This window comes from Acinetobacter sp. S-1, from assembly GCF_059579785.1.
The window spans coordinates 788,103-809,107 of the sequence record NZ_CM184207.1 but is presented as its reverse complement, the minus strand read 5'-3'; the positions used below and the strand labels follow the sequence as shown (position 1 = coordinate 809,107).

19 protein-coding genes are annotated in these 21,005 nt (G+C 39.7%); 11 read left to right on the top strand and 8 right to left on the bottom strand.

Features of this window, described 5'->3' with window-relative positions; translation table 11 throughout:
* The first annotated feature begins 14 nt into the window (after positions 1-14).
* The 3 genes from AC52J8_RS04075 to AC52J8_RS04065 all read left to right on the top strand — a co-directional run bounded on the left by AC52J8_RS04075 (position 15) and on the right by AC52J8_RS04065 (position 3,385).
* Positions 15-548: a hypothetical protein gene (locus AC52J8_RS04075; protein ID WP_005072911.1), complete on the top strand. Its 534-nt coding sequence runs from the start codon at positions 15-17 to the stop codon at positions 546-548.
* Between the two features lies 1 nt (position 549).
* Positions 550-1,734 (top strand): iron-containing alcohol dehydrogenase, encoded by a 1,185-nt coding sequence (locus AC52J8_RS04070; protein WP_086399698.1) that lies wholly within the window; start codon positions 550-552, stop codon positions 1,732-1,734.
* 265 nt (positions 1,735-1,999) lie between these two features.
* Entirely contained in the window at positions 2,000-3,385 is a 1,386-nt protein-coding gene (locus tag AC52J8_RS04065) for an APC family permease (RefSeq protein ID WP_014207482.1), read from the top strand.
* Between the two features lie 37 nt (positions 3,386-3,422).
* Here the strand turns inward: AC52J8_RS04065 and AC52J8_RS04060 are convergent, their stop codons facing one another.
* Entirely contained in the window at positions 3,423-3,983 is a 561-nt protein-coding gene (locus tag AC52J8_RS04060; RefSeq protein ID WP_069141406.1) for a flavodoxin family protein, read from the bottom strand.
* A 117-nt stretch (positions 3,984-4,100) separates the two neighbouring features.
* On the opposite strand from AC52J8_RS04060, the gene AC52J8_RS04055 reads away from it, so the two are divergent.
* The gene (locus AC52J8_RS04055; protein WP_086399697.1) at positions 4,101-4,481 is read left to right on the top strand and encodes a winged helix-turn-helix transcriptional regulator; all 381 of its coding nucleotides are present in this window, start codon (positions 4,101-4,103) and stop codon (positions 4,479-4,481) included.
* 61 nt (positions 4,482-4,542) lie between these two features.
* Here AC52J8_RS04055 and AC52J8_RS04050 read toward each other — a convergent pair whose 3' ends face one another.
* The 7 genes from AC52J8_RS04050 to rplU form a co-directional block, all read right to left on the bottom strand.
* Positions 4,543-5,016, bottom strand: coding sequence for a tRNA (cytidine(34)-2'-O)-methyltransferase (locus AC52J8_RS04050; RefSeq protein ID WP_002116042.1), 474 nt, complete (start codon positions 5,014-5,016; stop codon positions 4,543-4,545).
* Positions 5,017-5,059: 43 nt separating this feature from the next.
* On the bottom strand, positions 5,060-6,433 hold the full coding sequence (gene cysG / locus AC52J8_RS04045) for a siroheme synthase CysG (RefSeq protein ID WP_032037319.1): 1,374 nt from the start codon (positions 6,431-6,433) through the stop codon (positions 5,060-5,062).
* Positions 6,434-6,500: 67 nt separating this feature from the next.
* The gene (gene serS / locus AC52J8_RS04040; protein ID WP_005072887.1) at positions 6,501-7,772 is read right to left on the bottom strand and encodes a serine--tRNA ligase; all 1,272 of its coding nucleotides are present in this window, start codon (positions 7,770-7,772) and stop codon (positions 6,501-6,503) included.
* A 118-nt stretch (positions 7,773-7,890) separates the two neighbouring features.
* Entirely contained in the window at positions 7,891-8,691 is an 801-nt protein-coding gene (locus tag AC52J8_RS04035) for an RsiV family protein (protein ID WP_086399696.1), read from the bottom strand.
* A 116-nt stretch (positions 8,692-8,807) separates the two neighbouring features.
* Positions 8,808-9,503: an outer membrane lipoprotein periplasmic chaperone LolA gene (lolA, locus tag AC52J8_RS04030; RefSeq protein WP_004789378.1), complete on the bottom strand. Its 696-nt coding sequence runs from the start codon at positions 9,501-9,503 to the stop codon at positions 8,808-8,810.
* 239 nt (positions 9,504-9,742) lie between these two features.
* A complete protein-coding gene (rpmA, locus tag AC52J8_RS04025) occupies positions 9,743-10,000 on the bottom strand; it encodes a 50S ribosomal protein L27 (protein WP_002116037.1) in 258 nt (85 codons plus the stop codon).
* An 18-nt stretch (positions 10,001-10,018) separates the two neighbouring features.
* The gene (rplU, locus tag AC52J8_RS04020; protein ID WP_000271409.1) at positions 10,019-10,330 is read right to left on the bottom strand and encodes a 50S ribosomal protein L21; all 312 of its coding nucleotides are present in this window, start codon (positions 10,328-10,330) and stop codon (positions 10,019-10,021) included.
* 441 nt (positions 10,331-10,771) lie between these two features.
* Between rplU and sdsA the strand changes: the two genes are divergently transcribed.
* From sdsA to AC52J8_RS03985, 7 genes are all read left to right on the top strand, one after another.
* Positions 10,772-11,749, top strand: coding sequence for an All-trans-nonaprenyl-diphosphate synthase (gene sdsA / locus AC52J8_RS04015; protein WP_086399695.1), 978 nt, complete (start codon positions 10,772-10,774; stop codon positions 11,747-11,749).
* Positions 11,750-11,763: 14 nt separating this feature from the next.
* Complete coding sequence (locus AC52J8_RS04010; RefSeq protein WP_017386318.1) at positions 11,764-13,824, top strand: site-specific recombinase; 2,061 nt, start codon at positions 11,764-11,766, stop codon at positions 13,822-13,824.
* A 183-nt stretch (positions 13,825-14,007) separates the two neighbouring features.
* Positions 14,008-14,634 (top strand): phosphatase PAP2 family protein, encoded by a 627-nt coding sequence (locus AC52J8_RS04005; RefSeq protein ID WP_005064516.1) that lies wholly within the window; start codon positions 14,008-14,010, stop codon positions 14,632-14,634.
* Positions 14,635-14,658: 24 nt separating this feature from the next.
* Positions 14,659-15,906, top strand: a complete 1,248-nt coding sequence (adeI, locus tag AC52J8_RS04000) for a multidrug efflux RND transporter periplasmic adaptor subunit AdeI (protein WP_005064514.1) — start codon at positions 14,659-14,661, stop codon at positions 15,904-15,906.
* 12 nt (positions 15,907-15,918) lie between these two features.
* The gene (gene adeJ, locus AC52J8_RS03995) at positions 15,919-19,095 is read left to right on the top strand and encodes a multidrug efflux RND transporter permease subunit AdeJ (protein ID WP_002116419.1); all 3,177 of its coding nucleotides are present in this window, start codon (positions 15,919-15,921) and stop codon (positions 19,093-19,095) included.
* Positions 19,095-20,546, top strand: coding sequence for a multidrug efflux RND transporter outer membrane channel subunit AdeK (adeK, locus tag AC52J8_RS03990; RefSeq protein ID WP_002116015.1), 1,452 nt, complete (start codon positions 19,095-19,097; stop codon positions 20,544-20,546). The genes adeJ and adeK overlap by 1 nt, the downstream gene beginning before the upstream one ends.
* 108 nt (positions 20,547-20,654) lie before the next feature.
* A complete protein-coding gene (locus AC52J8_RS03985; RefSeq protein ID WP_000927245.1) occupies positions 20,655-21,005 on the top strand; it encodes a YbjQ family protein in 351 nt (116 codons plus the stop codon).

Sequence of the window (21,005 nt, the reverse complement as noted above, 5' to 3'; positions counted from 1 at the left end):
CAAGGGATACGCGAGTGATTTCGACAAAAGCTGTAAAGCCTACTCTGCAACTTGCCTACGTTAAGCTCATGATGGATGTTGTTGGTCGTGGCTTAGTCATGGCAAGTCAAGTGGACACTGAAATACAAGAGGAAGTATCTAAATTTCCTGTTCACTTTGTACTTTCAATGAATGTTTTCCCAAATGGACCAGCATTTTTTGCTCGAGTCACAGAAGACAAACAGTTAGAGCTACTCAAAAGAGCTGAAAGAAAGCCAGACTTAACTATTACATTCAAACATGTAACTCATGCCTTTTTAGTATTTTCTTTTCAAGAAAGTACTGCCCAAGCATTTGCTAATGACCGAATGATTGCTGATGGTGATGTATCTGCTGCCATTCGCTTAGTACGCTGTCTAAATAAAATGGAATCTCTTATTTTACCTAAATTGGTTGCGTCTCTTGCAGTCAAAGAATACCCAACCGAACTCACCCTAAAAGAAAAATTCAACGAAGCTGCAAATATTTACTTAAAAGTAGCTAAGTCCTATTTCAAGCGGAGCGCATAACATGGCTAAACCATATTACGAATTCTTTTGTCCTGTAAAAGTCATTGCTGGTAATGCTGCGTTAGAACATATTCCGTTTGAACTTGCGACTTTAGGTGCAAAACGCCCGCTCATCATTACAGATAAAGGTGTGCGCGCAAATGGCTTACTCAACCCGATTGAAGCTGCATTCAGCACAACCGATGCTGTCATTGGTCATGTGTTTGATGATGTTCCACCAGACTCCAGTTTAGAAGTCGTTCGTCTTGCCGCAGAAGCTTATCGCAAGAATAAATGCGATGCGATTATTGCTGTAGGTGGTGGTTCAGTTATCGATACCTCTAAAGCAACTAACATTTTAGTATCTGAAGGTGGAGATGACTTACTTCAATATTCTGGTGCACACAACCTACCAAAACCATTAAAACCATTTTTCGTAATCCCAACTACATCAGGTACGGGATCTGAAGTGACTATGGTTGCCGTGGTTTCAGATACGCAAAAGAATGTTAAATTGGCATTTGCTTCTTATTACTTAATGCCACATGCAGCGATTTTAGATCCACGCATGACACTTACATTGCCACCTCATTTAACTGCAATGACAGGTATGGATGCCTTAACACATTGTGTTGAAGCATATACATGTATGGCTGCCAATCCACTCAGCGATGCTTATGCAAGTGCTGGAATTAAAAAGATTAGTGAAAACCTATTTAATGTCCTAGAAAACCCAAATGACTCACAAGGTCGTTTAGAACTAGCACAAGCCTCTACAATGGCAGGTATTGCATTCTCAAACTCAATGGTAGGCCTTGTACATTCCTTAGGTCATGCTTTAGGTGCTGTTGCTCACCTGCCCCACGGTTTATGCATGAATTTATTCTTACCGTATGTGCTTGAATATAATAAGCAGGTAAATGGCCAGAAAATTGGTGAATTACTATTGCCGTTAGCTGGTGCTGATATCTATGCACAAACTCCAGCAACTCAACGTGCAGACAGAGCGATTGCAACAATTTTAGCAATGCGTGATCGTTTATTTACTTTAATCAAGTTACCACGTACTTTACGTGAAACTGGCAAAGTAACGGAAGCACAGCTCGATGAAGTTGCAGAAAAAGCACTAAATGACGGCTCAATTATTTACAACCCTAAAGAAGCAAGCCTAAAAGATATCCGAGAGATCTTACAAAAGGCATGGTAATTCGATAGGTTAAACTCGAGACTTAAATCTAAAGACCTGATTTTTATATAAAATCAGGTCTTTTTTATCACTGTGAATTTTTATTCATCTTTTTATTTGGAAATATGGCAAAAAATTTGCTAAAAAATCGATGAAAGTACTGACAATTTGCATCAATTTAGGATAGATTGGCGCACTTTATCTTTTTCTGTAGGGGGGATCGTTCGTCTCAAACGATCCTTAACACCAAGCTGATCCTTGATCAACGATTATGAGGATAACGCCGTTGACAAATTTATCTGGGACTAAACCAACAGCTAAACTTCAAAAGAATCTTGTGCTTTGGCACATTATTATTATTGGTTTAGCTTATATTCAGCCATTAACGTTATTCGATACTTTTGGTTTAGTATCAGAGCGAAGTGGCGGTCATGTACCAACTTCCTACATCTTTGCATTAGTCGCAATTTTATTAACATCGATCAGTTATGGACATATGATTAAGCGCTACCCTTCTTCTGGGTCAGCTTATACGTATGCTCAAAAATCAATTCACCCTAATGTTGGTTTTATGGTGGGTTGGTCTTCTTGGTTAGACTATTTACTGTCACCGCTTGTTAATATTATTTTGGCAGATATTTATCTAAGAGCTCTTTTTCCAGAGGTAAATAACTGGTTATGGGTGATTGGTTTAACCACCCTAATGACTGTTATTAACTTATTTGGTGCACGATTTGTCGCACGCTTTAACAGTACAATCGTTATTATTCAGCTTGGCGTAATTTTTTATTTCGTTTATCAGGTATACATTTTACTCACTCAAGGTGTATATGCAGATGGAACTTTAAATCCAGATAAAGCTGCCTTGTGGTCATTAACTCCTTTTTGGAACGACATGACATCCGTAAGTGCTTTAATTGCTGGTGCAACTGTACTCTGCTTCTCTTTCACAGGGTTTGATGCCTTATCTTCTCTTGCTGAAGAAACAAAAGATGCGGAGAAAACGCTGCCAAAAGCTATTTTTACGACAGCATTACTTGCAGGTATTATTTTCATTGTAAGTACTTACTTCATCCAATTATATTTCCCTAGTAACCCAAATACTTACTTTAATCCTCTGGATGAATCACAGCCTGTGATGGTTGCTGCGATTGGTAGTATTGCGTTTAAAACTTTGGTTTTATATTTTGCTGTAGTTGCTGTTATGGCATCAGGTATCTCTGCTCATGCTGGTGTATCTCGTTTAATGTATGTAATGGGACGTGACGGCGTAATCAATAAGAAATTATTTGGTCATATTAGTCCAAAATTGCATACTCCAACTTACAACATTCTTATTGTAGGTGTAGTTGCTTTATCTGCTGGTTTCTTAGATCTTGAGCATATTGTCAACTTGATTAGTTTTGGTGCTTTAACTGCTTTTAGTTTTGTTAACTTCTCTGTTATTTCTCGCTATGCATTAAGAGATGGCAAGAACAAAACGTTTAAAGACATCATCAACTATATTGTTATACCAACACTTGGTTTTGCCAGTGTGTTTATGATGTGGCTAGAAATTGATAAGCTTGCCTTACAAATTGGCTTAGCTTGGGCCGTTATTGGTGTAGGTTATTTGGCCTACAAAACCAAAGGTTTCAAATATAATGCTCCACAGCATAATGAACATGAATAATAAAAAAGGCGCTTAAAGCGCCTTTTTTATGGTCAAATTAACCAAAAATCTTGTTCACAATATTTTGTACACGTTGAGCATAGAGTTTCGCTGTTTCAAGGTCTCCAGTAGGGACTTCCTCTACACTTGCATCAGAAGGTGATTGAACTAAAAGTCCAACTGAACCACCTAAGTTATTTACATCTTCACGTGTTGCATCTTTTGTATTCGCTGGTAATAAACCAAGGCTCACCCAAATTCCACCATGTTGCGATGCTAAAGTCTGTAATTGAATAAGAGTAACCTGCTTATCCCCATTTAAGCTCGCGCTGTTTGTGAAGCCTGCAAATACTTTATCTTGCCAACCACGTGTAAACCAAACTTTTGAAGTTGCATCAGCAAACTTTTTAAACTGCCATGGTGCTGTACCCATATAAGTTGGGGCACCAAAAACAATCCCCTTCGCATCATTTAATGTCTGCCAATCTTGATCAGTAATATTACCTTCTTGATCAATTTGGATGAGCTGAGCATTAATTTCGTTTGCAAACGTTTCAGCCACGACTTTAGTGTGGCCATAACCAGAGAAATATACAACCGCGATATTAGAGTTAGACATGGGAGCAAACCTTTGTTTTATTAAATTCCACTTTATGATATATTTTAGAAACTAGGTGTCAATTAGTTACTAATTGGTAACTATGGTAATTTTTTAAGAAATTAGCAGGTAAATAGTATGAATGAATGTCTAAAATATAATGTTTTTCAACAACATTGCCCTGCTCGTTTATTTTTTGAAAAAATTGCAGATAAGTGGGTTTTATTAATTTTAAATGTGCTTGAAGAGGAAACTCAGCACTTCAACTTGCTCAAAAAGAATATTCAAGGTATTTCGCCTAAAGTCTTATCACAGAAGTTAAAAATGCTGGAAAGAGACGGTTTTATTGAGCGTAAAATTCAGGACACCTCCCCAATTCGTGTTGATTACTCACTCACTTCTCTGGGGCAAAATGTCGCTTCAATGGCGTTCCAATTAAAAGAATGGGCCGAAACCAATATTGAACAGGTTTTAGCCGCCCAAATGACTTATGATGAAAAAGTGCTAGAGCAAGCTTAATTAGATTTATATAAAAAATAAGGCCAAAATGTGGCCTTATTTTTATTTAAAAACTATTAACTTATCCTAAGTTTTTAAAACCCTGCTGACGCCATGCTTCATAAACAATCACAGCCGTTGCATTAGATAAATTTAAACTTCTTGAGTTTTCAGCCATTGGCAAACGAATCCACTGTTCTTGTGGAAACATCAAGCGAACATGCTCAGGCAAACCGCGTGTTTCCGGCCCCATCAGTAAAGCCACAGGTCGATTCAAATCAACTGTATGCGGAGTTGCAGAACCTTTAGTGGTGAGTGGAAAAACATGCTCAACCCCTTTAGCTTTCAAGTCGGCAAGGCAAAGTTCTATGTTGTCCCAAATTTGCATACGTGCCCATTCATGATAATCAAGACCTGCTCGTTTGAGCTTTTTATCATCCAATTCAAAACCTAAAGGCTTGACCAAATGTAACTGTGCACCAGTATTAGCACATAAACGAATGATATTGCCTGTATTGGCAGGAATTTCAGGCTCGTATAGGACAACATGAATCACAAATTTTCTCGACTTTAATAACCAGCAATAAACTCAAATGAACTTATTGCCATTTTAACTGTTCACGTAAATTCACCACTTCACCAATAATGGTTAAAGTCGGTGCTACAATATGATGTTCAGACACTTTCGTTGCGATATCAGCTAATGTTCCAACTACAACTTTCTGGTCTGGTGTGGTTCCCTTAGAGATTAAAGCTACTGGCATATCAGCACGTTGACCATGAGCAATAAGTTGCTCACAAATGCGTTCTAAACCAACTAGCCCCATATATAAAACCAAAGTTTGATTTTCATAAACCAGCTCATTCCAAGGAAGTTCAGGTGAACCTTCCTTTAAATGCCCAGTCAAGAAACGAACACTTTGTGCATAATCACGATGTGTTAATGGGATACCCGCATAAGCTGAACAGCCTGATGCTGCTGTTATACCTGGTACAACTTGGAAAGTGACATTCGCCTCAACGAGCTCTTGAATCTCTTCACCACCACGTCCAAAGATAAATGGATCACCACCCTTTAAACGACAAACACGCTTTCCTTTTTGAGCATATTCAACCAGTAAAGCATTAATACCATCTTGGGGAACGGAGTGATTTGAACGGGCTTTACCGACATAAATTTTAGTCGCATCACGACGGCAAAGCTCTAAAATGGGCGCAGAAACAAGACGATCATAAATCACAACATCAGCTTGCTGCATAAGACGTAATGCTTTTAGTGTCAGTAACTCTGGATCACCCGGTCCAGCGCCTACCAAATAAACTTCACCTTTAGGTGCAGTCCATTCTGTTAAGGCTTGCTGAATCAAACCATTTGCAACTTCTAAATTGTCATTGAAAACTTGTTCTTTCAATGGGCTAGCATAGAGGTTTTCCCAAAAAATCCGACGCTCATCTGGATTGGGAATTTTTTCTTTTACCTGCTTACGCCACTGACCAGAAAACTCAGCCAACTTACCCATGCCATGCGGAACAATTGTTTCTATATGAGTACGAAGTTGTCTCGATAAAACTGGTGATGCACCATTTGAAGCGACAGAAATAATTAACGGAGAACGGTCAATAATAGCTGGAACCATAAAGCGACAATGTGGAATATCATCAACACTATTGACCAATAAATTACGCGCTTCACATTGTTCAAAAACAGCTTTATTCACTTGCGCATCATTAGTTGCAGCAATCACTAATCGATATGGTGTATTTAATATTTTTTCAGCAAAGGACTCGGCAAAATACTCTCCGCCTGTCGTTTTGACTAACTGTAAAAGCTGCTCTTCAATTGCAGGAGCAATAATATCGATTACTGCTCCCGCTTTGGCTAAAAGGTTTGCTTTGCGCAATGCAATATGCCCACCACCTACAATCAGACAATGTTGCTGTTGCAACTTTAAAGAGATTGGAAAAATATCCACCTTAAACCTCTACATTAATCATCTGACTTGGATTAAGCAAAAACCGTGCACAATTTAGATGCAAAGCTTAGTCAATAAACGTTGCACCACCCATATATGGGCGTAATACTTCTGGAATCTCGATAGAACCGTCTTCACGTTGGTAATTTTCCATTACAGCAAGCAAAGTACGTCCAACTGCCAGACCTGAACCATTTAGTGTATGCACCAATTCGGTCTTCTTTTGATCCATTCTATAGCGTGCTTTCATGCGGCGTGCCTGAAAATCACCCATATTAGAGCAGCTAGAGATTTCACGATAAGTATTTTGGCTTGGAACCCAAACTTCTAAGTCGTAAGTCTTAGTTGCACCAAAGCCCATGTCACCACCACAAAGCAAAATCTTGCGGTATGGCAAACCTAGTGCCTGCAAAATGCCCTCAGCATGTGCAGTAAGCTCTTCAAGTGCTTGCATAGATGTTTCAGGTTTAACGATTTGCACCATCTCAACTTTATCAAATTGATGCTGACGAATTAAACCACGGGTATCACGACCATAAGAACCAGCTTCACTACGGAAACATGGCGTATGCGCTGCATATTTTAAAGGCAAACGTTCGGTATCAATAATCTCATCGCGAACGAAGTTAGTAACTGGAACTTCTGCTGTAGGGATGAGGTAATATTCTTTTTCACCTTGAAGTTTGAATAAATCTTCTTCAAATTTTGGCAACTGACCAGTACCACGAAGCGAATCAGCATTGACCAAATAAGGCACGTAAGCTTCTGTATAGCCATTCTTTAAAGTATGGGTATCAAGCATGAACTGTGTTAATGCACGTTGTAGGCGTGCTAAAGAACCTTTCAATACGCTAAAACGTGAACCAGTCAATTTAGTAGCGGTTTCAAACTCTAAACCACCCATCCACTCACCTAAATCAGTATGATCTTTGATTTCAAAATCAAACTGACGAGGCGTACCCCATTTTGAGATTTCAACGTTATCATCTTCATCTTTACCAGCAGGAACAGACTCATCTGGTAAGTTAGGAATACTCAGCGCTTTTTGTTCAATCTCGTTTTGTAACTCTGACAAAGCAACTTCAGCAGCTTTGATTTCGTCACCAATGGCTTGCATACGCGCCATGATTTCAGAAGCATCACCACCGGATTTTTTAATCTGACCCACTTGTTTTGCACCGGCATTACGTTCTGCCTGCAATTTTTCAGTTTTTGATTGCAAATCTTTACGGCGAGTTTCTAAAGAAGCCCATTCTTGAACATCTAATTGAACACCGCGTTTTGCCAAAGCCGCATTAACGGCTTCAATATTATTTCTGAGTAACTTAGGGTCGATCATAATCAATCATAATATGGGTAAAAAACTGGCTATAGTGTAAGGCCTTAACACTAAAAAATATAGTGATCATCTTCATAACGAATAGCTTTCACACAATTCTTAGAATAGATCACTTATTTTAAAAGTTATAGTTTGGCACACTTGGCAAATACTCAGGTTTAATGAACTTACCCGCTTCAAAATATGGCAGCGTTAATTCAGACATTCCCTCTGCATATGAAGCTAGCTCATAAATTGGATAGACAAATACAATGCCATTAGCACCATAGTAGAAATTATCGCTTAGCTGAAGTTTTTCACGGCTAATATTATGTGCTTGAAGCCAATTTGTATTTGCTTCAAAAAGAGCATCAACCAACTGTTTTTCAACATCTGGCTGAATAAGTTCAGCAACAGTAATGTGCTTTTTATTTAATAAGTCAAAATTTACAAACTCTTGATGAGACATGCCGTGTGCAGCACCAGCTGAGTATGAATAGGTCTGTAATGCAAAGGTAGCAAGATTATAGTTTTGCCCTAAATAGCGAACATAAATTGCACTTTGACTTGAACTTGGTTCACCTTCAGGTACTTTAACTGGTTGATCGGCTAAATTTGCAAAAGCATTCGGATCTGCTTTCTTTATACGATTGGTGAAGTAATCATTAATCCATTTTTGATTGGTCTGTACTGTTTGAAAATCATACTCAGTACAACCATCTTCTAAGCAAACTTTTGATTTTGGCAATTTTACCGGGATTACTTTTGCTTGAATTACAGGAACACCAGCCTCTTTCGTTTCTTTAACGTTTACAGTCGAAGCAGCCTGCTCTTCTTTGGCTGCTGACTTTGGTTGGCAACCAGTCACAATTGCCATTGCAGCCATTAATGGAAGAATACAAATAATTTTCTTATCGTAAAGTCGCATAATAATCCCCATGAATTTACCTCTAACACTATACAAAGCGTAAGAATAAGACGGGGTTAAAAAATGTATCTGTTTCTCTTATATAAAAAAAAGCTACCGTTAAAGTAGCTTTTTTGAAGAGGCTTTAATTATTGGTCAATAACATCTGTACCTTTTGGCGGCGTAAAGTTAAAGACTGATGCCGGAATTGAAGCATTTACCTTAACGTTCTTAAAGCGTACATAGGTGGTTTGACCTAATGAGTCTTGTAATACCATAAGTGTAGGCGCTTTATTTGCTCCGAAGCTAATCGTTAAGCTTTGGAATGCTCCATCTTCTTTTTTAGGGAATAATGTGAAATAAAGTTTAGATTTATCGGGTTGTGTTACACGATAAGACTTCATGATTTGGTTGGTATTACCAGAGAGTAATAATGCTGGCGTATCTGCAACCTGATCATCTAAGCTTTGGCGGACCGCTTGTTGTAAATCCGGATCATAGATCCAAACTGTTTTTCCGCTCGTTACAATAGTTTGTTTAGCAGGACTTACTGTTTCCCAATAAAATTTCCCCGGACGCTCAACTTTCATTGAGCCTTTAAATGTCTGGTTCATATGCTGTGCACTTAAACTCTTTTTCTGTGCCACAGTTTTTGTATTGGCTTTAGTTGTTTGTTCAAAGTCGGCAGTCAAACGCTGTAAACCTGATAACTGATTAACCAGGTTCCCAATTGCCTGTTGCTCCGGTGCTGCTACAGGCGCAGCAAACACTGTAGTACTCATTACAGGAGCAAGCACTGACGCGCTAAGTGTAATAGCACACATAGTTTTACGAAGCATATTCATGTCATCACCTTTTTAGTTGCTGTAAGACAACTTACTCTCTTTCATAGTTATGAAACTGAGTAAGCTCTTAATTCAAGACTCATATTAACCGACAAACTCTGTGCTAATCATTGAGAAAATAAGATATTTTGTTATGTTATTCATGTTGTTTGTAGAATTTCATTCATCATGATGAAGATGAATAAAAATAAATGCCATAAAAAAAGCCCACAAAATGTGGGCTTTTTTCGAACTAAAACTTATACAGTTTCAACTTTTACGTAGCGACGGCCAAATTGACCTTTCACTTCGAATTTTACTACGCCGTCAGCAGTAGCAAATAAAGTATGGTCACGGCCCATACCAACATTTGCACCAGCGTGGAACTCTGTACCACGTTGACGAACGATGATGTTACCAGCAGTTACAGCTTGACCGCCGTAAACTTTAACACCTAACATTTTTGGGTTTGAATCACGACCGTTCTTCGTCGATCCACCGGCTTTTTTAGTTGCCATGTCTCTTACTCCTCGTGATTAGCCTGAAATACCAGTAATTTTCAACTCAGTGAACCATTGACGGTGACCTTGTTGTTTACGGTAGTGTTTACGACGACGCATTTTGATGATGCGGATTTTGTCGTGACGACCATGACCAATCACTTCTGCAGTTACTTTAGCGCCAGCTACAACTGGAGCACCGATTTGAATGTTGTCACCGTTTACAACCATTAATACATCATCAAATGTAATAGTCGCACCAGATTCAGCTTTCAATAATTCAACTTTAAGGGTTTCACCCTCAACTACACGGTGCTGTTTACCACCGCTTTGGATTACTGCGTACATAATGTACTCCAATCAGCCCGTGTCGTCGTGTCGATAAAGGGATATATCGATCTTAAAACGATCGCCACTGGGGTTATACAAGGCGACAGATTTTAAGTGAAATTTGATCAAACGACAAGTATTTTCTATCTATCAGTAAAGCATGATCCCCTATTCTTACAAAATCAAACAGCTTGGACTGGAATTTAGCAGTTTTCATTGATTCTGAATGAAAATTAAAATACAGTTCCAAACACAAATTGCGTCAAGAACAAGTTGTATTAATGCTGATGTCATTAAATTTATTGTTTTGCCGAAAACATCGTATTTTGCTTAAATAAAGAACAAAAAACGCTTAAAAACAATAGAAATGATTAATATCAGCCACTTGTTAACCTGTGCAACACATCTTTAATTGATACACTAACGCCACTTATCTACCAATACGGGGTTTTTCTTCATATGGTCATCGATTTCAAGCAAGACATTCTTGCGCCTGTTGCTTCAGACTTCGCTGCGATGGATCACTTGATTAATGAAGGAATTAGCTCAAAAGTCGGTTTAGTCATGTCTGTCAGCAAACATGTCGTTGAAGCTGGCGGAAAGCGTATGCGTCCAATCATGTGTTTACTTGCAGCACGTGCTTGTGGTTTAGATAACATGGCAAATGCACAGCGTTTAGCTGCAATCATTGAAATGTTACATACCGCGACACTAGTCCATGATGATGTGGTAGATGAATCTGGGCTTCGTCGTGGTCGCCCTACAGCAAATGCAACATGGAACAATCAAACAGCCGTTTTAGTTGGCGACTTCCTGATTGCTCGTGCTTTCGATTTACTGGTCGATTTAAACAACATGACTTTATTGAAAGACTTTTCAACAGGTACATGTGAAATTGCTGAAGGTGAAGTATTACAACTTCAATCGCAGCATCAACCAGATACAACTGAAGAAACTTATTTAAAAATTATTCATGGTAAAACGTCTCGCCTGTTTGAGCTGGCTACAGAAGGTGCTGCTATTTTGGCGGGGCAAGAAGCGTACCGTGAGCCATTAAGATTGTTTGCTGGTCATTTTGGTAATGCATTCCAAATTATTGATGATATTTTAGACTACACCTCTGATGCTGAAACATTAGGTAAAAATATTGGTGATGATTTAATGGAAGGTAAGCCAACTTTACCGTTAATTTCTGCATTAGCACGCTCAACAGGTGAAGAGCATGCGATTATTCGTCGCAGTATCGCAACTGGTGGAGTAGACCAACTATCTCATGTCATCGAAATTGTACAGAAGTCTGGTGCTTTAGATTATTGCAACCAACGTGCCCAAGAAGAAACAGAAGCAGCACTGCAAGCTTTATCAAACCTACCCGATACACCGTATCGTCAGGCTTTGATTAACTTAACTCAGCTTGCGTTACATCGAATACAATAGATATTATTTTGCCTATGCATATAAATTTTTCAGATCTTTTTTTAAAAATAGAGAAACAGCTTGAGGATCCTCAAGCTGTCATTGATGAAAATCTACTGATTGAACTCGTCAATGTCATCCGACCATCCAACCCACAAGATACGGATGAAATTAAGAAAAAAATACAGGCTTTTATTGAAAGTCTTTTGCGCACACCTACAGCGCCCTTCTTACTACAAACTTTTTTATTACGTTTAATTAATCGCTATAAGCAAGTTAGTTTATATGCTGATAGTGGAATTTTGTCTTTAGATGGTTTCTGGAACCAGCTTGGGCAAAGACTCGGAGCACATTTTTTACCGCTAATTGAAGACTCAAGCCAACTCAAAATATTAATTGGAAAAATTTTCTATTTAGAAAGTGACAAAATCTGGCTCAATAATATTGATGATGAAGATTGGGCAAATTTATTTAGCCTTATTGGGCAAAGCCAAAGTAATGTTGATGAGAAGTTAGTCATTCAAAGTGAAATGATTAAAGCCATTACAGTCCTATCTTATCGAATTAGTGGAATTGGTCTTTATCCCGAATTTATTAACGCTCAGCCAGAATTAACAGAATATGAGTCGCCGTTTTTAGTTCAGAACCGTGAAATTATTGAGTTTATTGAAAAGTATAAAAAACAAGAAATTTCTGAACATGAAATTGCAGTTATTTCCCCGCCCGATGCATCACAAGCATTTGTTATGTTGGAACAATGCCGAGATGTAGTTTTAAAAATTCGCCGTGCGACCAAAAGAATTGGTGTCAGCTTAAGTTTGACTTACTTACTATCATTACTTGAGCAATGTCTTGATCGAATTGAGTTATTACTTTATCTGGTCGTAGATAACACTAAAGGAAAATATGTTTCTTTAGGACATCTGATTTCCGATTTAACCAAGGCACATTACAGCGAAAAAAGTGTTCGCTCATTACTCAGTACGACCAGTGAACTCATTGCTTTTCAGGTAACAGAAAATGCTAGCCGAACAGGTGAACATTACGTAAGTACAGATACCAAAGGCTTTTGGGGAATGTATAAAGCTGCCGCTGGTGCAGGTGTCATTATTGCCTTTATGGCATCTTTAAAAATTCTTGCTGCAAGAATGACAATGGCCCCGCTCATGCAAGCCTTTACTTTCAGTATGAATTATTCCCTAGGTTTCATTCTGATTCATGTTCTGCATTTTACAGTTGCGACCAAGCAACCCGCTATGACGGCGGCGGCTCTTGCTGCAACAGTACAGCAACGTAAAGGCTCTAAAACGGCTCAAATTGCAGAGTTAGCGGCGCTTATTATTAATATTATCCGAACGCAATTTATTGCTATTTTAGGCAATATTTCAATTGCGATTCCTACTGCTGCACTCATTACTTTTGCTTGGCAGTTTTACCTTGATGAACCGTTATTAACCCATACTAAAGCAACATATCTTCTACACAGCTTAAACCCCTTTACTTCATTAGCAGTTCCACATGCAGCAATTGCTGGAGTATGTTTGTTTTTGTCAGGTCTCATTGCAGGATACTTTGACAACATGGCTGTTTACCGAAAAGTCGGCCCGCGTCTAAGAGCACATCGCCGTTTAGCTAGCTGGTTTGGGCAAGATCGCCTTAACCGTTTTGCTGAATATATTGAACGTAATTTAGGTGCGTTAGCCGGTAACTTCTTATTCGGTATTATGCTAGGAAGTATGGGGACCATAGGCTTTATCCTAGGTCTACCTTTAGATATCCGCCATATTGCCTTTGCATCTGCTAACTTTATTCAAGGTTTAATGACTATTAACGGCAGCCCAGATATCGGACTGATTATCGTGTCCTTTCTTGGTGTGTTATGTATTGGTCTCACCAACTTATTTGTGAGTTTCACCTTAACGATTATTGTGGCATTACGAGCGCGTCGAGTCCGCTTTGAACAATGGAAACCTTTAGCCAAATTGGTCATGACCCATTTTTTAACTCGTCCAAGCGATTTTTTCTGGCCACCAAAACAACCATTAGAACTTGAAGAAAACACCTCAACAAATAACGGGAAAAAAGCAGACCACTAAGAATTTTGCTTTGTACACAAAATGTGATTTTCGTCAATTTTGTTGTGATTGTTTTTCCAAATGTTAAAAAATTTTCAAAATGAATTTACGATGATCTATCAGGCTTGAAAAAAAGTGTACTGGCAAGTACACTTTTAACGGCTTTCAGTAGTAGACACTGCTTGAACAAGCAAAGGTATATACATGCCCTATTTATTGCTTTTTATTGGTTGTATTTTTTTAGGATTAGGTGTTCTTGGTCTTTTTGTACCAAGACTTCAATCTTTGGATCTTCTCACCGTTCAAATATTGAGTGAAAATCGATCAGATTATCTTAACTCTATTACGACCTTTCTAGCACGTGTAGGTGGTATGCCTTTTGTATGTTTTTTATCCTTATTGGTGTGTATATATCAAGCATGGTATAAAAAATATATTACTGTTATTTTCATTAGCGTGGGTGTTCTTGGCAGTATCATCACGGGTTGGCTGCTCAAGTGGTGTGTTGACCGTCCAAGACCTCCACAGGTATATCATATTGTCGAAAGTTATGGTGCATCGTTCCCAAGTGCACATAGTGTTTATGCATCAACACTGGCTTGTATGGCAATGATAATGTTATGCCATAAGCCCAACACTAACTCTCCTTATATCATTTTGATTTCCTGTCTTTGGTTTATCTGCATGGGGCTTTCAAGAATATATGCTGGAGTTCATTTTCCAACAGATGTACTCGCCGGTTGGGGCATAGGTTTTATTTGGATTGCACTGCTTTGGCTCTGGTTATTACAAACACAAAGTAGGTTAAGTAGAAAACAAATATATTTTTAGATTTTATCTAAACGAGGTGGAACAATGATGTCGGCTAAGCTTTGGGCTCCTGCCCTTACTGCTTGCGCATTAGCAACAAGTATCGCACTTGTTGGTTGTAGCAAAGGCTCCGATGAGAAACAGCAAGCTGCTGCTGCTCAGAAAATGCCGCCTGCAGAAGTAGGTGTTATTGTTGCTCAACCACAAAGTGTTGAACAAAGCGTTGAACTCTCCGGCCGTACTTCAGCATATCAAATTTCTGAAGTTCGCCCTCAAACAAGTGGCGTGATTTTAAAACGCTTGTTTGCTGAAGGAAGTTACGTTCGTGAAGGACAGGCTCTATATGAACTGGATTCTCGAACTAACCGTGCAACGCTTGAAAATGCAAAAGCTACCCTTTTACAACAACAGGCAAATCTAGCTTCACTACGTACTAAGTTAAACCGTTATAAGCAACTTGTTTCAAGTAACGCTGTATCTAAACAAGAGTATGACGACTTACTTGGTCAGGTTAATGTTGCCGAAGCACAAGTTTCTGCTGCAAAAGCTCAAGTAACGAATGCAAATGTTGATCTTGGCTACTCTACAATTCGCTCACCAATTTCTGGTCAGTCTGGACGTTCTTCTGTAACAGCAGGTGCTTTAGTCACTGCCAACCAAACTGAACCTTTAGTGACGATTCAACAGTTAGATCCGATCTATGTTGACATTAACCAGTCTAGTGCCGAGTTATTACGTTTACGTCAACAACTTAGCAAAGGCAGTTTGAACAATAGTAACAACACGAAAGTGAAATTGAAGCTCGAAGATGGTTCAACTTACCCAATCGAAGGACAACTTGCTTTCTCTGATGCCTCTGTAAATCAGGATACAGGAACGATTACTTTACGTGCCGTATTCTCAAACCCGAATCATCTGTTACTTCCAGGCATGTATACCACTGCACAGATTGTTCAAGGTGTAGTTCCTAATGCTTACCTGATTCCTCAAGCTGCAATTACACGTTTACCTACAGGTCAAGCTGTAGCAATGCTTGTTAATGCCAAAGGTGCTGTTGAGAGTCGTCCTGTTGAAACCTCTGGTGTTCAAGGACAAAACTGGATTGTGACTAACGGTCTTAAAGCTGGTGATAAAGTGATTGTTGACGGTGTTGCCAAAGTTAAAGAAGGGCAAGAAGTTTCAGCAAAACCTTACCAAGCTCAACCAGCGAATCCACAAGGTGCAGCTCCAAATGCGACAAAACCGGCTCAATCAGGTAAACCTCAAGCAGAACAGAAAGCATCTAATGCATAAGGGGTAGATTGAATGGCACAATTTTTTATTCATCGCCCCATTTTTGCGTGGGTGATTGCATTAGTCATTATGTTGGCGGGTATTCTTACGCTAACAAAAATGCCTATTGCACAGTATCCGACGATTGCACCACCGACAGTTACAATTGCTGCAACTTATCCTGGTGCATCTGCTGAGACTGTTGAAAACACTGTAACCCAGATCATTGAACAACAAATGAATGGTCTAGATGGTTTACGCTACATTTCATCTAACAGTGCTGGTAACGGTCAGGCCTCTATTCAATTAAACTTTGAACAAGGTATTGATCCAGATATTGCCCAGGTTCAGGTTCAAAACAAACTGCAATCTGCAACTGCGCTTTTACCTGAAGATGTACAGCGTCAAGGTGTAACAGTAACTAAATCTGGTGCAAGCTTCTTGCAAGTTATTGCATTTTACTCACCAGATAACAGCCTTTCTGACTCGGACATCAAAGACTACGTAAACTCATCAATTAAAGAACCACTTAGCCGTGTTGCTGGTGTGGGTGAGGTACAGGTCTTTGGTGGTTCATACGCAATGCGTATCTGGCTTGATCCAGCTAAGTTAACCAGTTATCAACTTACTCCTAGTGATATTGCGACAGCTTTACAAGCGCAAAACTCACAAGTAGCAGTAGGTCAATTAGGTGGTGCACCAGCTGTACAAGGTCAAGTGCTTAACGCAACAGTGAATGCACAAAGTTTGCTGCAAACACCTGAACAGTTTAAAAATATCTTCTTAAAGAACACAGCATCTGGTGCTGAGGTTCGTTTAAAAGATGTTGCACGTGTAGAGTTAGGCTCTGATAACTATCAGTTTGACTCGAAGTTTAATGGTAAACCTGCTGGTGGTCTTGCAATTAAAATTGCAACTGGTGCCAACGCACTTGATACCGCAGAAGCTGTTGAACATCGTTTATCTGAATTACGTAAGAACTATCCAACAGGTCTTGCAGATAAACTAGCTTATGACACGACTCCATTTATTCGTCTTTCAATTGAAAGTGTTGTACACACATTAATTGAAGCGGTAGTTTTGGTATTCATTGTCATGTTCTTGTTCTTACAGAACTGGCGTGCAACGATTATTCCAACACTTGCTGTACCTGTTGTTGTGTTAGGTACATTCGCTGTTATTAATATCTTTGGCTTCTCAATTAACACCTTAACCATGTTCGCCATGGTATTGGCAATTGGTCTTCTGGTCGATGATGCCATCGTTGTGGTCGAAAACGTCGAACGGGTTATGAGTGAAGAGCATACCGATCCGGTCACGGCGACCTCACGATCAATGCAACAGATTTCTGGCGCGTTAATTGGTATTACAAGCGTATTAACAGCGGTATTCGTACCAATGGCATTCTTTGGTGGTACAACTGGTGTAATTTACCGTCAGTTCTCGATTACCCTTGTAACAGCAATGGTTCTATCGTTAATTGTAGCGTTAACATTTACACCGGCACTTTGTGCAACCATTTTAAAACAGCATGATCCTAACAAAGCACCAAGCAATAATATTTTTGCTCGTTTCTTTAGAGGCTTTAACAATGGTTTTGACCGCATGTCGCATAGCTACCAAAATGGTGTTAACCGCATGCTTAAGGGCAAAATCTTCTCTGGCGTGCTTTACGCTGTAGTTATTGCTTTATTAGTGTTCTTGTTCCAAAAACTCCCATCTTCATTCTTACCAGAAGAAGATCAGGGTGTGGTAATGACGCTTGTTCAATTACCGCCAAATGCAACGCTTGACCGTACAGGTAAAGTGATTGACACCATGACAAACTTCTTCATGAATGAAAAAGATACTGTGGAATCTATTTTCACCGTTTCGGGCTTCTCATTCACAGGTGTTGGTCAAAATGCTGGTATTGGCTTCGTTAAATTGAAAGACTGGAGTGAACGTACTTCACCAGAAACTCAAATTGGCGCATTGATTCAGCGTGGTATGGCATTGAACATGATCGTTAAAGACGCATCTTACATCATGCCATTACAGCTTCCAGCAATGCCTGAACTCGGTGTAACAGCCGGATTCAACTTGCAACTTAAAGATTCAAGTGGTCAAGGCCATGAGAAACTTATTGCTGCACGTAATACGATCTTAGGTTTGGCTGCACAAGATAAACGTCTTGTGGGTGTTCGCCCTAATGGTCAAGAAGATACACCTCAGTATCAAATTAATGTAGACCAAGCTCAAGCTGGAGCGATGGGTGTGAGTATTGCCGAAATTAACAATACAATGCGTATTGCATGGGGCGGCTCATACATTAACGACTTCGTTGACCGTGGGCGTGTGAAAAAAGTTTATGTTCAAGGTGATGCGGGTAGCCGTATGATGCCTGAAGACTTAAACAAGTGGTATGTACGTAATAACAAAGGCGAAATGGTACCGTTCTCTGCATTTGCTACTGGCGAATGGACATATGGTTCTCCACGTCTTGAACGTTATAACGGCGTGTCATCGGTTAACATTCAAGGTACACCTGCACCTGGCGTGAGCTCTGGTGACTCAATGAAAGCGATGGAAGAAATTATTGCTAAGTTACCATCTATGGGCTTACAAGGTTTCGACTATGAATGGACAGGTTTATCACTTGAAGAACGTGAGTCTGGTGCTCAAGCTCCATTCTTATATGCGCTTTCATTGTTAATCGTTTTCCTTTGCTTGGCTGCATTGTATGAAAGCTGGTCTATTCCGTTCTCGGTTTTACTTGTGGTACCACTCGGTATTATTGGTGCAATCGTATTAACTTACTTGGGTATGATTATTAAAGGAGATCCAAATCTCTCAAATAACATTTACTTCCAGGTAGCGATGATCGCGGTAATCGGTCTTTCTGCAAAAAATGCGATCTTGATTGTTGAGTTCGCAAAAGAGCTGCAGGAAAAAGGTGAAGACCTGATTGAAGCAACTTTACATGCTGCAAAAATGCGTTTACGTCCAATCATCATGACTACCCTTGCCTTCGGTTTCGGTGTACTTCCGCTTGCCCTTTCAACAGGTGCAGGTGCAGGAAGTCAGCACTCTGTTGGTTACGGTGTACTCGGTGGCGTACTCAGTGCAACGTTCTTAGGTATCTTCTTTATCCCTGTATTCTATGTGTGGATTCGTAGTATCTTTAAGTACAAACCAAAAACCATAAACACTCAGGAGCATAAATCGTGATGCAAAACGTATGGTCTATTTCAGGTCGTAGCATTGCGGTATCTGCACTTGCGCTTGCTTTGGCAGCTTGTCAAAGCATGCGCGGCCCAGAACCAGTCGTGAAAACCGATATTCCACAAAGCTATGCATATAGCGCTTCTGGTACGTCTATTGCTGAACAAGGTTACAAACAGTTCTTTGCTGACCCTCGTTTGCTCGGAGTGATTGATTTGGCACTTGCCAACAACCGCGACTTACGTACAGCAACGCTCAATATCGAACGTGCTCAACAGCAATATCGAATTACACAGAACAATCAGCTTCCAACAATCGGAGCAAGTGGTAGTGCAATTCGTCAGGTTTCTCAAAGCCGTGATCCGAATAACCCCTACTCTACTTATCAAGTAGGTCTGGGTGTAACTGCCTATGAGCTTGATTTTTGGGGCCGCGTACGTAGCTTAAAAGATGCTGCGTTAGATAGTTATCTTTCAACGCAAAGCGCACGTGATTCGACTCAAATCAGTCTAATCAGTCAAGTGGCTCAAGCGTGGTTGAACTATTCTTTCGCAACAGCGAATTTAAGACTTGCAGAGCAAACACTTAAAGCACAGCAAGATTCTTACAATCTCAACAAAAAACGTTTTGATGTGGGCATCGACAGTGAAGTTCCACTACGTCAGGCACAGATTTCTGTAGAAACTGCGCGTAATGATGTAGCGAACTACAAAACACAGATTGCTCAAGCGCAAAACTTGTTGAACTTGTTAGTTGGCCAATCAGTTCCACAAAACTTGTTGCCAACCCAACCGGTAAAACGCATTACGCAACAAAATGTATTTACAGCGGGTTTACCAAGCGACTTGCTTAACAACCGTCCAGATGTAAAAGCTGCTGAATATAACTTAAGCGCTGCCGGTGCGAATATCGGTGCTGCAAAAGCACGTTTATTCCCAACCATTAGCTTAACGGGTTCTGCAGGTTATGCATCAACTGACTTAAGTGATCTATTTAAGTCTGGTGGTTTTGTATGGTCAATTGGACCAAGCTTAGACTTACCAATCTTTGACTGGGGCACTCGTCGCGCCAATGTAAAAATTTCTGAAACTGATCAGAAAATTGCATTGTCTGATTATGAAAAATCAGTTCAGTCTGCGTTCCGCGAAGTTAATGACGCGCTTGCAACTCGTGCCAACATCGGTGAGCGTTTAACAGCTCAACAACGTCTAGTAGAAGCAACTAACCGCAACTACACACTTTCAAATGCCCGCTTCCGTGCCGGTATTGATAGTTACTTGACGGTTCTTGATGCACAGCGTTCTTCTTATTCAGCAGAACAAGGTTTGTTATTGCTTCAACAAGCAAACTTAAACAATCAAATTGAGTTATACAAAACTCTAGGTGGTGGTTTAAAAGCAAATACTTCAGATACAGTGGTTAATCAACCATCTAGTGCTGAACTTAAAAAGCAATAAGTTTTAAATAACTTATTCATAAAAGCTCACTTCGGTGGGCTTTTTTATTGCAACTCATCTGAATATTTTTTATCTTGAAACCTTAAGAATTTAGATTGATAAAAAACAATGTTATTGAGTAATTTAGAAAGTGTTCCAGGCCACCAGATTTTAAAGCAGCTGGATGTTGTTTACGGAAGTACCGTTCGAAGTAAGCATGTTGGCCGTGACTTGATGGCAAGTTTAAAAAATATCGTGGGTGGTGAACTTACGGGTTATACCGAATTATTAGAAGAATCTCGCCAAGAAGCCATGCAGCGTATGATTGTAAAAGCCCAACAACTTGGTGCTAATGCAATTGTGGGTATTCGCTTTTCAACTTCCAATATTGCACAAGGTGCTTCTGAGTTATTTGTGTATGGCACAGCAGTGGTTGTGCAGCCTCAAGCACCTCATCTACCCGATCCATTTAATGCATAG